The organism is Bacteroides sp. 51, from assembly GCF_010500965.1.
Lineage (GTDB): Bacteria > Bacteroidota > Bacteroidia > Bacteroidales > Bacteroidaceae > Bacteroides.
Genome location: NZ_QVMI01000007.1, coordinates 17392 through 31592, shown reverse-complemented (window position 1 = coordinate 31592; position 14201 = coordinate 17392). Strand labels below are relative to the sequence as shown.

Genomic DNA, 14201 nt, shown 5'->3' with positions numbered 1-14201 from the left:
TAGTTTATTTTTGCAGAAGTATTGATGATACCATATTTCAAACATTCAAGTCTAATACTGGTTTTATTTATAGTGGTTTTTTCTCCGGCTTTGTCGGCGAAGCAGACTTATAATATCCTGTTTATACAATCTTATACAGAGCGTGATACATGGGCCAGAGAGTTTAACGAAGAATTAAGGAAAGGGTTTGAAGAACAATCCTTGTCGGTAAACATCACAACTGAATACTTAAATAGCCGCTATTGGCGGGTGGTTGGCGAAGAAGAAATCATGCGCCGGATGTGCGCCCGTGCAAGAGAACGGGGAACCGACCTGATTGTGACCTCACATGACGAAGCACTTTATACACTGCTAACATGCGGTGATCCGTTACCAACTACCGTACCTGTTGTTTTTACAGGCGTTCAATTCCCGAATTATAAATTACTGCGAACCTATCCTAATGCAACCGGAACCACCACTCCGCTTGCATATAATAAACTCCTGAACACAATCAAAGAAGTCTTTCCCGACAGGAAAAAAGTTGTAGTTTTGTCGGAAGAAACAACCTTAGGCCGTTGGGGATTACAGGCGTTTAAAGAGGAATGGAGAAACTTCTTATCAGAAAACAGCGGATATACCATAAAAGATTTTAATGTGACACTTGATCCGCTTACCGATATTGTAAGCGAAATCCAACTTTCCAGAGACATACGAAACAGCGTTGTCATTGTACCCTATTGGGGGTTATTTATGCCTTCCATTGCCAAGGTATCTAAAGCACCCACGTTTAGTACAAACGGTTCGGCTTTAATGCAAGGAGGATTTTGTGTCGCAGCCCCTTCGCCTGCCGATGAAGCCCGTGAGGTGGTAAAACGTGCGGTGAAAATCCTGGGCGGGGCAAAACCCGAATCATTAGAAATTTCGGAGAGCACCAATCAGTTGACTTATGACTATAAGCAGTTGGAATTCTTCCGCGTAAAAAAAGAACGGATACCTAAAAACGGCGTTATCATCAATGAGCCATATATGGAGAAATATGGTGTTTGGTATGCCATTTTATATGCTGTTATTTTAGGTCTGCTTGTATTGCTGGTGGTTAGATTGGTGGCGGTTAACCGTCGCGAATCCCGTAGGCGGATGCATGCCCAGACGAAATTGCTGATACAAGAGCGTATGGTGGCTCAACGCAATGAATTCGACAATGTGTTCCATTCCATACGAGACGCTGTGATAACCTATGATATGGATTATAGAATCCATTTTGTCAATCGGGCCATGTTGCAAGCACTTGAACTGCCTGTTCCTAAAAATGTAGAATCACGCCCTTACGAAGGACAAATTACGGGAAGCCTGTGTATATTCATTCATAACGGAGAGAGTATACTGTCCGACTTATTAAAGAAAGTCGCAACCGATGGGGTAAGCGTACCCATACCCGAGAATACCTTCCTTCAGGCTATACATAATAAAAAATACTTTCCGGTATCGGGAGAGATTGTACCGTTGCGTGCCAATGGTAAGCAAACCGGTATGGTCTTAAGTTTCCGTAATATCTCTGTTGAGGCCCTCCAGAAACGCTACTACAACATGGCGATAGTCGAAAGTATGATCTATCCCTGGCAGTATAATAGAACAGAAGATTCATTTAGCTTCCCGGCCGAGTATAATGCGCGGATGGGGTTGAGGGATGGCATTGTTAAAAGGAATGATATTGATGCAAACATCCATCCTGAGGACTTGAAAGAAACTCACCGGCTGTTTTCTACCGTCATTGACGGACATGCGCAAAACGTACGCCTCATATTCCGTCAACGCAACGCTGCACACGCCTATGAGTGGTGGGAATTCCGTATAACAACCATCGGAGGTCTTACAGAAGGAATGCCATTCGAAGTGATTGGAGTATGCCAGAGTATACAACGCTATAAGTCTACTGAAGAAGAACTGATTGCTGCCCGTGACCGTGCTTTGCAGGCAGATAAACTGAAAACGGCATTCCTGGCTAACATGAGCCACGAAATACGTACGCCGTTAAATGCTATTGTAGGGTTCTCTGATTTGCTCAAAGACTACCAGATGTTTAGCGAAGAAGAGATTGAGCAATTTATTGCTACTATCAACAAAAACTGCGAGTTGTTGTTAGCCCTGATCAGTGATATTCTAGATCTGTCCAGAGTAGAATCGGGCACGATGGACTTCCAGTTCTCTCCTTATTTCCTACCTATTATCATGCAGGAAATATATGATTCGCAACGCTTGAATATGCCGTCGGGAGTTCAACTAGTTAAAGCCATTCCTGAAGAAAGTGAGAAGACGCTGATCACAGATTCGGTTCGTTTGAAACAAGTGCTGAATAACCTGATAAATAATGCAGCGAAATTCACCACATCCGGTTCCATCACTTTCGGATATACCGAAGAGCCCGGCTTTACCTCTTTCTTTGTAGAGGATACAGGAATCGGCTTGTCTCAGGAAGACAAAGACCGTATATTCGAACGCTTCTATAAAGTCGATAGCTTTACACAAGGCGCAGGGCTAGGACTTAGCATTACTCAAACCATTGTTGGCCGTTTGAACGGTACCATTTCTGTTGAGTCGGAAAAAGGTAAAGGTACCCGCTTTACGGTGAGAATACCCGATCGGAATAATTAGTGTTCATACGTGAACAAAGTGTTCGGAAATGAACACTTGTTTTTATGAATAAGAGGGTGTATCACAACTTCCTCCCCCTGCCCCCTCCAGAGGGGGATACCCAGCAAGAACGCTTTGTAGCGCAGCTATCCCCCTTTGGAGGGGGCAGGGGGAGGAAGTTGTGATACACCTTTTTCTTTTCTGGCATACCATTTGACATATCCTTTTCAGAAAACCATGTTTTATGAAAAAGAATATATCACTTTGCATTGCAGCACTCTTGCTTTCGGTTGCGTTGAAAGCCCAAAATGAACATCAGATCACACTCTCTGAGGCCATCACTTTGGCAAGGGTACAATCCGTTGATGCCGCTGTCGCTTTAAACCAACTCAAAACAGCCTATTGGGAATACCGCACGTTTAAGGCCGATCTATTACCGGAAATGAACCTGACAGGGACATTGCCCAACTATAATAAATCATATAGCAGCTATCAGTTGGAAGATGGCTCCTATAAGTATGTTCGTAACAACACCTTAGGATTATCCGGAGAACTTTCCGTCGATCAGAACATCTGGTTTACCGGTGGTCGCCTTTCTCTATCTTCTTCTCTTGAATATTTGAAACAACTAGGTTCCGGAGGAAATAAGCAATTTATGTCCATCCCTATAGGTCTTAAATTAACCCAACCCATATTTGGAGTAAATACCCTGAAGTGGGACCGTCGCATAGAACCCGTTCGTTATGCCGAAGCGAAAGCGACTTTCATTACTGCTACAGAAGAAGTAACGATGAAAACAATCACTTATTTCTTTCAGTTACTACTTTCCAAAGAGACTCTGGCTACAGACCGTCAAAACCTGGAAAATGCCGACCGCTTATACGAAGTAGCCATTGCTAAACGGAAAATGGGCCAGATATCCGAGAATGAACTCCTTCAACTGAAACTAACTGCGCTGAAAGCCAAAGCTTCTGTGACCGAGTCCGAAAGCGATCTGAATGCTAAAATGTTTCAGCTTCGTTCTTTTTTGGGACTTTCCGAAGATGAGATCCTTGAACCGGTTATGCCCGAGTTGGTACCCGATATCGTTATTGAATATAATAAGGTGTTGAACAAGGCACAAGAAAGAAATTCTTTTGCTCAGAATATCCGTCGTCGCCAGTTGGAGGCCGATTATAATGTTGCCACAGCAAAAGGTAATTTACGTAGTATAGACCTGTTTGCCAGTATCGGATATTCAAGTCAGGACCAGACATTATCGGAATCTTATCGGAATCTGCGCGATAATCAGATTGTGCAGGTAGGAGTAAAAATCCCTATTCTCGATTGGGGAAAACGTAGAGGTAAAGTAAAAGTTGCCCAGAGTAATCGTGATGTTGTTCTTTCGCAGATACGGCAAGAGCAAATGAATTTCAATCAGAACATCTTCTTATTAGTTGAGAATTATAATAACCAGGCTGCCCAGCTTGATATTGCTAACGAGGCGGATCAGATTGCACAGAAGCGTTATAAAACAAGTGTCGAAACATTCCTGATAGGCAAGATCAGCACCCTGGACCTGAATGATTCACAAAACGCTAAAGATGAAGCCCGTCAGAAATTTATTTCCGAGATGTACTCTTTTTGGTACTATTACTACCAGATACGCAGCCTGACACTTTGGGATTTCAGAAATGATACCGAATTGGAAGTTGATTTTGAAGAAGTGATTAAAAGTTGAAAGTTGAAAGTTGAAAGTTGCCATGCGGAATGGAAAATTATGATGTTGATAAGAAGAATATAAATTATAAATTATAAATTCGCAGGGTAATAGTTTATTTTCAACTAAGTACTATGGCAAAAATAGTTTATACAATATAAATAAATTTAGATGATATACTTGTCAACCTTTAAACTTTAATTCCGTATGGTAACTTTCAATTTTCAACTTTCAACTTTCAACTTATGTACATTCTGATTATAGACGATGATTCTTCGATTCGTTCATCCTTAAGTTTTATGCTTAAACGGGCTGGCTATGAGGCTCAGGCTGTATCTTCTCCTAAAGAAGCCATGGAGGTTGTACGTTCTGCGGCTCCCGATCTGATTCTGATGGATATGAACTTTACGCTTTCCACAACAGGAGAGGAGGGGTTAATACTACTGAAACAAGTTAAAATCTTTATCCCCGATGTGCCGGTCATCCTGATGACTGCATGGGGCAGCATTCAGCTGGCTGTGCAAGGCATGCAGGCAGGAGCGTTCGACTTTATAACCAAACCCTGGAACAATGCGGCCCTGCTTCAACGCATAGAAACCGCTTTGGAATTAACATCGGCCCCTAAAGAAACCCCACAAGAACAAACAGATACCCTGAACCGGGGAAACATTATCGGCAAATCGCAAGGATTGATGGATGTGTTGAATACCGTAGCCCGTATTGCCAAAACAAATGCTTCGGTATTGATAACCGGAGAAAGCGGAACCGGTAAGGAATTGATTGCCGAGGCTATCCACATCAATAGTCAGCGCACGAAACACCCTTTTGTGAAAGTAAACCTTGGAGGTATTTCACAAAGTTTGTTTGAGAGTGAGATGTTCGGACACAAGAAAGGAGCGTTTACAGATGCAAGTACAGACCGTGTCGGTCGCTTCGAACTGGCCAATAAAGGAACTATATTCTTAGACGAGATCGGAGATCTGGACCCTTCATGCCAGGTTAAATTATTAAGAGTATTGCAAGATCAGACGTTTGAGGTATTGGGCGATAGCCGTCCCCGGAAAACAGACGTTCGTGTAGTAAGTGCCACCAATGCAGATTTACGTAAAATGGTAGCCGGGCATACTTTCCGTGAAGATCTCTTTTATCGTATAAATCTGATCACCGTTCATTTGCCGGCATTGCGTGAACGTAGGGAAGATATACCATTGCTGGCTCGCCATTTTGCAGATAAACAAGCCGAATTGAATGGTTTGCCTAAAACGGAGTTTTCGTCAGATGCCTTGAGCTTCCTAACCCGTTTGCCTTATTCCGGTAATATCCGTGAGTTGAAAAATCTGGTTGAACGTACCATATTGATTAGTGGTAAAGACAGGTTAGATGCTTCCGATTTTGAAAGCCAATACCAATACCGGGATGAACCGGTAAAAGCAGCAGGAAGCTCTAACCTGAATGGCATGACACTGGATGAAATAGAATGTCAGACCATTTTGCAGGCTTTGGAACGATATAAGAATAATTTGAGTCAGGTAGCCACTGCTTTAGGAATCAGCCGTGCAGCACTCTATCGCCGGTTGGAAAAATATAACATCAGAGTGAACGAATAACATTATGCGGATAAAAGGATTGTTTTTCATACTGACTCTGTTTTTACTGGTAATTGTAGGATTATTAGCCTATTTGGGTGTTATGCATTCGTCTCCCTGGGTGTTTTATACCATAGAAGGGTTAATCCTTCTGACCTTGATTTATCTGATCTATTTCTATCGAAGAGTCGTGAAACCGTTGCATATTATTGGTAATGGTATGGAACTGCTGCGCGAACAGGATTTTAGCAGTCGTTTGAGTGATGTGGGGCAGGTAGAGGCCGATCATATCGTCCATATCTTTAACCGTATGATGGAACAATTGAAGAATGAACGGCTTCGATTGCGTGAGCAAAACCATTTTCTGGACCTGTTGATTGAAGCATCTCCTATGGGTGTACTTATCATTTCATTGGATGGTGAAGTGAGTCAATGTAATCCGATGGCGCTGAAAATGCTAGGTATGTCAATGGGAGATATCAAAGAGAAAAAACTCTCTGATATAGATTCTCCTTTAATAGTGGAACTATTAAATATTTCCCGGGATGATTCCAAAACGGTGCGGCTGAATGATGCCAATATCTATAAATGCACCCATTCTTCATTTATCAATCATGGTTTCTCACATTCTTTTTATCTGATCGAGAGTCTGACCGACGAAGTTATTAAAGCTGAGAAAATAGCGTACGAGAAGGTGATCCGGATGATTGCCCATGAAGTGAATAATACAACAGCAGGCATCACATCAACGTTGGATACCATTGAAGATGCTCTGACGGAAATAGACAATACGGAAGATATTCGTGAAGTGATGCGGGTTTGTATAGAGCGTTGTTTCTCTATGAGCCGTTTTATCGTCCGTTTTGCCGATGTGGTGAAGATTCCCGAACCTCATTTAACTCCGGTTGATCTGAACGAGTTGACATTTACCTGCAAACGCTTTATGGAGGGAATGTGTGCCGACCGTAATATAACCCTCACGCTCGAAACAACAGAATTGCCTAAACAGCATCTGGATGCTTCCTTGTTTGAGCAGGTTTTAGTCAATATCATTAAAAACTCAGCCGAAAGCATTGAGCAGAATGGAGCAATTACAATCCGTACTTTATCTCCTGCCGGCATTGAAATTATAGACAACGGAAAGGGAATAACAAAAGAGACCGAAGATAAAATCTTCAGTCCCTTCTTTTCTACCAAGCCTAACGGTCAAGGTATTGGCTTAATCTTTATACGTGAAGTCCTTAGCCGCCACGGGTGTACATTCTCTCTGAGAACATATTCTGATGGGTTGACCAGGTTCAGGATACTATTCTAGTCTTTTGAACCTGGCTGCGGCACCTTGCCGCTCCACTTAGCGGCGTACTCATCGAGAATGGCGCGGATGCCCTTGCCTATGACAACGTAATCTTTCTCGTTCAGGTTGGCAAGTGAAGCGCGGATACTCCATTCCGGTCCGTCAAAACCACCACCGTTCAATAGAACCAATGAGGTTTCGTGCGCCAGGCGGAATACAACGTCTACGGGTTCATAGTTCTTTTTCAGGTATTGAACAAAATCATCTCCATACAGCTTCTTCGCCCACACCAGCATATCAATTTCACTATAATATCCGGCACGTAACGGATCTTCCATCAGTGTAAACCCTGTATTATCCCACAATGCTTTCAAGCGTTTACGGATAATCTCCTGCATCTTCGCTTTATATTTATCTTCCTTGTCCAACAGTGCGAATGAAGCAAATAAGCTCATTTGCATTTGTTGTGGAAGTGACAAACCTGCGGTGTGATTCAACGCTACCTGACGGCTATCAGCTACCATACGATCAATAAACTTCATCTTTTCGGGCTTCAATGTCAGGCTACTGTAGCGTTCATTCAATGCTTCTTTTTTGTCTTTTGGCAATTCGGCAATCATCCTGTCATAAATATTATTTTCATGAAGAGCGATTACTGCATCACGCCATCCGGTTGCTCCAAAATACTTGGAGAATGAATAAACACAAAGCGTATTCTGTGGTAACTCAGCCAGCAATGAACGGAAATGTGGAATGAATGTACCATAAACATCATCTGTAATAATCATCAGATTCGGGTTGTCATTCTTCACAATGTTTACAATACGTGCTACTGTTTCCGGTGCCAGTGCATAACTAGGCGGGTTGCTAGGATTTGTAACAAATAAAGCCTTGATTTTAGGATCTTTCAACTTGTCGATCTCTTCATCCCGGTATTGCCAGGTGTGGAAACCTTCTTTAGTCATCTTATCTGCACAAATCTCAATCAGGTTGAATTGATATCGGCTCAGGCGTGGTATTTCAATATATGGCGTAAAGGCTGGAGTCAATAAAGCAATTCCGTCACCTTTATCCAGCAAGAAGTTTTCCTGCAACGAGTCGAAGGCATAACACATGGCTGCTGTACCACCTTCGGTAGCAAACAAATCGAATTTACCTTTGGGGGGACGGCGGTCGCACATCTCTTGTGCCAGATAATCCTGTACCAGGATTTCTGTGAAATGCAGAATACGATCGGGCACCGGGTATTGGTCGCCGATAACAGCTTCTGCCCATTCGTGTACCAAAGTATCCGGATCAGCGGCATGCTCCATTAACAAATAGTTATAAGTTTTTTCCAGTAATTCCGCACCGGCTTTTTTCTCATTATCTTTCAGGAACTCTTCGAAACGTGATGCAATGCCATCTCTTTCGGGTATACCGGCAATGCCTTCCTGCATGTACATTACACGTTTACACTCCTTCAAACCAAACTGTCCCAACAGAAAAAAAGCTTCACGCGGAGTTGTTGCAATCCAGTTCGGGTTACCACGTCCTGCATTCAACATGGTACGGGTTACCTTTTTAATACTCTCATCAGCCAAATCAATCAATTGATTTTTTAATTCAAACGGACTGATGATTTCCATTTGTTTTTGGAAGTTTCTATCTAATGCATTTTTATTCTCTTTCATATTGTTTATTTATTTGTTGTTAGAAATGATGATTTACCGTAGGGGCGGTTATAAACTTTACATTTACCCCTCATCCACATTGAAACCGGCATCGAAACCTGGCAGCGGCACCTTGCCGCTACATCATTAATACTATTGCGACCCCCCAGATGATGAGCAGGGTATTTCCTACTGCATACGTAACCGTATAACCCAGTGATGGTGTTTGGCTTTCCACCGCATCCTGGATAGCTCCCAATGCTGCTGTTGTGGTACGTGCTCCGGCAGTACAACCCAACACCAATGCAGGGTGGAACTTGAATACATACTTGGCGAGTAGTAATCCGACAATCAGCGGTATAGCCGTTGCCAATGCACCTACTACGAATAAGCTGACCCCCACCTCTTTAAACCCTTGAACGAACCCAGGACCTGCCGTGATACCTACAACAGCGATAAACATATTCAGTCCGACGTTATTTAATATCCAAAGTGAAGGTTCCGGAATACGTCCGAAAGTAGGATGCTTACCACGTAGCCAACCGAATATCAAACCGGCAATCAGAGCGCCACCACTGGTACTCAAACTTAATGGAACCCCACCTAAATGAACGGTTAACGCTCCGAACAATCCGCCCAGCAGAATACCCAGCCCTACAAAGATCATATCCGTTTGGTTGGTTGGACGATCGGCATACCCAATAGCATCCGCTGCCATATCCACTTCCTTTTTCAGGCCAATAAGAGATATAACGTCACCTGCATCAATAACCGTTTTAGGTAATACCGGAATATCTACACCCGCACGCTTGATACTTTGTATACTTACCCCATGCATAAACTTCTGGCGACGAAGATGTGCCACAGTCTTGGTTGCACATGTCTTCTTACTTACAGTCACCGGAATCGTTTCTGTTGGGAAATCAAGGAGTTGAACATTCAGCACCTCATTACCGATCCATTCTTCTTCATCAATTACAAACTCACGGCGTCCGCTGAGTACAACCTCATCCCCTTTTTTCAGGATAAGATTTGGAGACGCATCGCCAACAACTCCATTCTGACGTACTCTTTCCACATAAATGGTTTTTCCATCTTTACGGAAATACGTTTCGAGTTCGCTAATCTTCTTTCCATCACCAAACCAATCATTCTCAATCTTATAGCCACGAAAAACTACAGGACGAGCCGCCTTAGCGATACCAGGTTCTTCTTCGTCCGAACTGCCCATCTTCGCTTCCAGTTCCTTACAAGCTGCCTTAACTTTCTCCAATCCACCTAATAAGCGTGGACCAATAGAAGCAAGTAACCATGCCGAACCAGCCGTACCAAAGATATACGTTACCGCATAAGCTACCGGAATTGCATTAATAAATTTGGTCTTATCAGCTGCGGCAATATCCAATCCGTTGATTGTATCACCGGCTACACCGATTACCGCAGAGATCGTTTGCGAACCTGCCAATAACCCGGCAGCTTCACCGAGGTTGTAACCCATAATCTTGGCTAATCCCCAAGGGGCAATCAGACAGAATACACACATGATGGCAGCAAATAACATTTGCGGCAATCCATCTTTCTTTAGCCCTCTGAAGAACTGTGGACCGACCTTATATCCGACCGCAAAAAGGAAGAGAAGGAAAAATACTGATTTTAATGGGCCACTGATCTCAATATTCAATTGACCGACAAGAACACCTACCAGTAGCACACTTGTAACTGTTCCCAAACTGAATTTCCCTATCTTGAGTTTTCCGATCCAGAAACCTAAAAATAAGGTAAGGAAGACAGCTAGTTCGGGGTGCTCCCTGAGTTGACTAATAATCCATTCCATATATTATAATGTTTAAGTGAAAATTATCAGGTTATCATATATGCGGACAAATCCGCGATTAATCTATATAACAGAAAAAAAGGAAAAGAGTTTTTAAGAATTGGAAATTGAAAGTTGGAAGTCGAAAATTATTGTGCAAATGAAGAATTAATATCGACATCGTAACTTTCAATTTTCAACTTTCAACTTTCAATTGCACAATACTGTTAAAATGATTAAAAAAGGTCCACTTATAAGGTATTAAACTTAAAATCTATTCTAAGTTTTCAGAATTATTCCAGGATTATTACATAGATTTGCGGTAGTTAAATAATTGAGTAAATATATCACCAACATGAAAAATGAAATTAAGCCGGCTACAGGCAAACTCGGAGTACTGGTAGTAGGGTTGGGAGGAGCTGTTTCTTCCACGTTTGTAATAGGAACACTTGCAGTTCGCAAAGGATTATCAACCCCTATTGGTTCTATCACTCAACTGGCAACTATTCGTTTAGGTAAGAGAATTGAAAATAACTTTCCTAAGATCAAAGACGTTGTGCCTTTGACCGATTTAAATGATTTAGTATTTGGCGGTTGGGATATTTTCCCGGAAGACGTATACGAAGCTGCTTGCCATGCAGAAGTCCTGAATGAGAAAGATATTAATGGCGTGAAAGATGAGTTGAAGGCAATAAAGCCAATGCCTGCCGCATTTGACCAGAATTGGGTAAAACGCCTGCACGGAACACACGTAAAGCAGAGTACCAACCGTTGGGAACTGACGGAAGCTATACGTAAAGATATCCGTGACTTTAAAGAAGCCAATAAATGCGATAGAGTAGTAGTAATTTGGGCAGCAAGTACAGAAATATACTTGCCAATGTGTGAAGAACACAAATCATTGGCTACTTTCGAAAAGGCCATGAAAGAAAATCGCGAAGATATTATTGCTCCAAGTATGTGCTATGCGTATGCATCCATCGCCGAAGGAGCGCCTTTCATTATGGGAGCGCCTAATCTTTGTCTGGATATCCCTGCCATGTGGGAATTCTCGGCGGAGAAAAAAGTTCCCATCGCCGGAAAAGACTTCAAAACAGGCCAGACTATGATGAAAACCGTGTTGGCTCCTATGCTTAAAACACGTATGCTTGGGCTGGATGGCTGGTTTTCTACCAATATTTTAGGTAATCGTGACGGAGAAGTTCTGGACGATCCGGATTCATTCAAAACCAAGGAGGTCAGCAAGCTGTCTGTAATTGATACCATTCTTCAACCCGAATTATATCCTGAACTATATGGTAACATCTATCATAAAGTACGTATTAACTATTACCCACCACGCAAAGATAACAAAGAAGGTTGGGACAATATTGATATCGTAGGATGGATGGGTTACCCTATGCAACTGAAAGTCGATTTCCTTTGTCGTGACTCTATTCTGGCTGCTCCATTATGCCTTGACCTGGTGCTTTTCTCTGATCTGGCACTGAGAGTAGGTATGTACGGCATTCAGGAATGGTTATCATTCTATCTGAAAAGTCCGATGCATGACTTTGAACATATCCCTGAGCATGACTTGTTCATTCAGTACACTAAACTGAAAAACACGTTGCGCAAGATGATTGGGGAGGAAACGATAGACTACTTGGATTAAGTTGAAAGTTGAAAGTTGAAAGTTGAAAGTTATCTATGCAGATGAAGAAAATAAAAATCGGCATCGTAACTTTCAACTTTCAACTTTCAACTTTCAACTTAATCAAAAACTTTAAGTTTTTGATTATGAACTATGCAGTAATAGCCGCTGGTCAGGGTTCCCGGTTGGTAGCCGAAGGGGTAGGGGTGTCAAAGCCTTTGCTCCATATTAATGGGGAACGAATGATAGAACGGCTTTTTCGTATATTTATTAATAACAATGCTGAATCTGTAAGTGTTATTATCAACGAAGAGATGATGGATGTAAGGCAGTACCTGCAAAGTGTAAATCTGCCGGTACCATTAAATCTTGTGATCAAAAGCACTCCCGATTCTCTACATAGCTTTTACGAACTTTCTCCCTACCTTCAAGGGGGAAAGTTTTGTTTAACAACAGTAGATACCATTTTCAGGGAAGCAGAATTCTCGGATTATATTCGTGCGTTTCGTAATGACCGCATGAGTGATGCTTTGATGGGGGTTACCGATTATATAGACGATGAAAAGCCTTTGTACGTTCAGACGAACGAGGATTTACGCATCACAAACTTCCTTGATCTTCCCGAACCAGGTATACAATATGTTTCCGGAGGTATTTATGGAATGAATGAAACCGTACTCAATTTGTTTAGACAGGCTATGGACGAAGGACTTTCGCGTATGCGGAACTTCCAGCGCCTTATGGTACAAACAGGGTTAGAGGTTAAAGCATTTCCGTTCTCTAAAATAGTCGATGTTGATCATGAAACAGACATCAGGACTGCGGAGGAGTTTATACAGAGTAGATAAGAAATGAGTAAATTGACTTTTGAAACGCAGATTAACACAGATTTACGCAGATTATTTATTTAGTTATTATATATAATCTGCGTAAATCTGTGTTAATCTGCGTTTCAAAATTCCTTCAAAATAAAAATGAAACAGATAAAAATAGCAGGAGTAAAACGGCATACTCTTTTTTCGCCGAATCATATTGGAAATGATGCAGCTATCTTTTCGGCTGTAACCAATTTGTTGAGTGAAGCAGGGTTTATAGTCAATTTATATACTGAACAGGAGTTTCTAGTAAATGATATTACCGAAGATGTTGTTTTTACTATGCTACGGAATGAACAGGCGGTCCGTAAACTACAGCAATTGGAGAATGGTGGTATTATAGCTGTAAATTCCGGATATGGTATTGAAAATTGTACCCGTGAGCGAATGACAAGGCTTTTGTTGGAGAATAATGTTCCTCATCCCGAAAGCCTTATTATCTCAACAATGGAAGAGGTTACAACTTATGCATCCGGCAGAGACGTAGCCTTTTGTTGGGTTAAGCGTGGTGACTTTCATGCCATACACCGCGAAGACGTAACATACGTACGCAATAAAGAAAACCTTCGGGAGGTGATGGCCGAATATGCCTTGAGAGGTATAAATAGGGTTGTTATAAATGAACATCTTGAAGGTGACCTGGTTAAATTCTATGGTGTTGCAGGAACTCCATTTTTTCATTGGTTTTATCCTTTTGATAAAAAACATAGTAAGTTCGGACATGAAGAAATAAACGGTAAACCGGAAGGCATACATTTTGATATGGGGCACTTAAAGGATATCTGTGATAAAGCATCAGAAGCGTTGAGTGTTATGGTATATGGTGGCGATTGCATCATTGCTCCCGATGGTACCATAAGGATCATCGACTTTAACGATTGGCCAAGTTTTGCCCCATGTCGTGAGGAAGCAGCACATGCCATTGCCTCGGCAATTATTGAAAAGATAAAGAAATAGAGTAAAACGGATTGGAAAGGAGTGATTTACTGTAGGGGCGGTTCGCGAACCGCCCAATGTCCAGAATAAACAGGAAACC

At 42.0% G+C, this 14201-nt stretch carries 9 protein-coding genes; 7 read left to right on the top strand and 2 right to left on the bottom strand.

All coding sequences use genetic code 11. The features are described from left to right. Nucleotides 1-24 precede the first annotated feature (24 nt). The 4 genes from D0T87_RS07570 to D0T87_RS07555 all read left to right on the top strand — a co-directional run bounded on the left by D0T87_RS07570 (nucleotide 25) and on the right by D0T87_RS07555 (nucleotide 7213). Nucleotides 25-2634 (top strand): ATP-binding protein, encoded by a 2610-nt coding sequence (locus D0T87_RS07570; protein ID WP_163174410.1) that lies wholly within the window; start codon nucleotides 25-27, stop codon nucleotides 2632-2634. A gap of 223 nt (nucleotides 2635-2857) precedes the next feature. After that, entirely contained in the window at nucleotides 2858-4333 is a 1476-nt protein-coding gene (locus D0T87_RS07565) for a TolC family protein (RefSeq protein ID WP_163174407.1), read from the top strand. Between the two features lie 224 nt (nucleotides 4334-4557). After that, nucleotides 4558-5919: a sigma-54 dependent transcriptional regulator gene (locus tag D0T87_RS07560; RefSeq protein ID WP_163174405.1), complete on the top strand. Its 1362-nt coding sequence runs from the start codon at nucleotides 4558-4560 to the stop codon at nucleotides 5917-5919. 4 nt (nucleotides 5920-5923) lie between these two features. After that, nucleotides 5924-7213: a PAS domain-containing sensor histidine kinase gene (locus tag D0T87_RS07555; protein ID WP_163174403.1), complete on the top strand. Its 1290-nt coding sequence runs from the start codon at nucleotides 5924-5926 to the stop codon at nucleotides 7211-7213. Here D0T87_RS07555 and aspD read toward each other — a convergent pair. Together aspD and aspT are read right to left on the bottom strand one after the other, a co-directional pair. Beyond that, complete coding sequence (gene aspD, locus D0T87_RS07550) at nucleotides 7210-8865, bottom strand: aspartate 4-decarboxylase (RefSeq protein ID WP_163174402.1); 1656 nt, start codon at nucleotides 8863-8865, stop codon at nucleotides 7210-7212. The two genes, D0T87_RS07555 and aspD, sit on opposite strands and share 4 nt — an antisense overlap. A 118-nt stretch (nucleotides 8866-8983) precedes the next feature. Next, complete coding sequence (gene aspT / locus D0T87_RS07545) at nucleotides 8984-10678, bottom strand: aspartate-alanine antiporter (RefSeq protein WP_163174399.1); 1695 nt, start codon at nucleotides 10676-10678, stop codon at nucleotides 8984-8986. A 334-nt stretch (nucleotides 10679-11012) separates the two neighbouring features. Here aspT and D0T87_RS07540 point away from each other — a divergent pair, with 334 nt between their 5' ends. The 3 genes from D0T87_RS07540 to D0T87_RS07530 all read left to right on the top strand — a co-directional run bounded on the left by D0T87_RS07540 (nucleotide 11013) and on the right by D0T87_RS07530 (nucleotide 14122). Continuing rightward, nucleotides 11013-12311, top strand: coding sequence for an inositol-3-phosphate synthase (locus D0T87_RS07540; RefSeq protein WP_163174397.1), 1299 nt, complete (start codon nucleotides 11013-11015; stop codon nucleotides 12309-12311). Between the two features lie 125 nt (nucleotides 12312-12436). Continuing rightward, nucleotides 12437-13138, top strand: coding sequence for an NDP-sugar synthase (locus D0T87_RS07535; protein ID WP_163174395.1), 702 nt, complete (start codon nucleotides 12437-12439; stop codon nucleotides 13136-13138). A gap of 126 nt (nucleotides 13139-13264) precedes the next feature. Continuing rightward, entirely contained in the window at nucleotides 13265-14122 is an 858-nt protein-coding gene (locus D0T87_RS07530) for a hypothetical protein (RefSeq protein WP_163174393.1), read from the top strand. The last annotated feature ends 79 nt before the right edge of the window (nucleotides 14123-14201 follow it).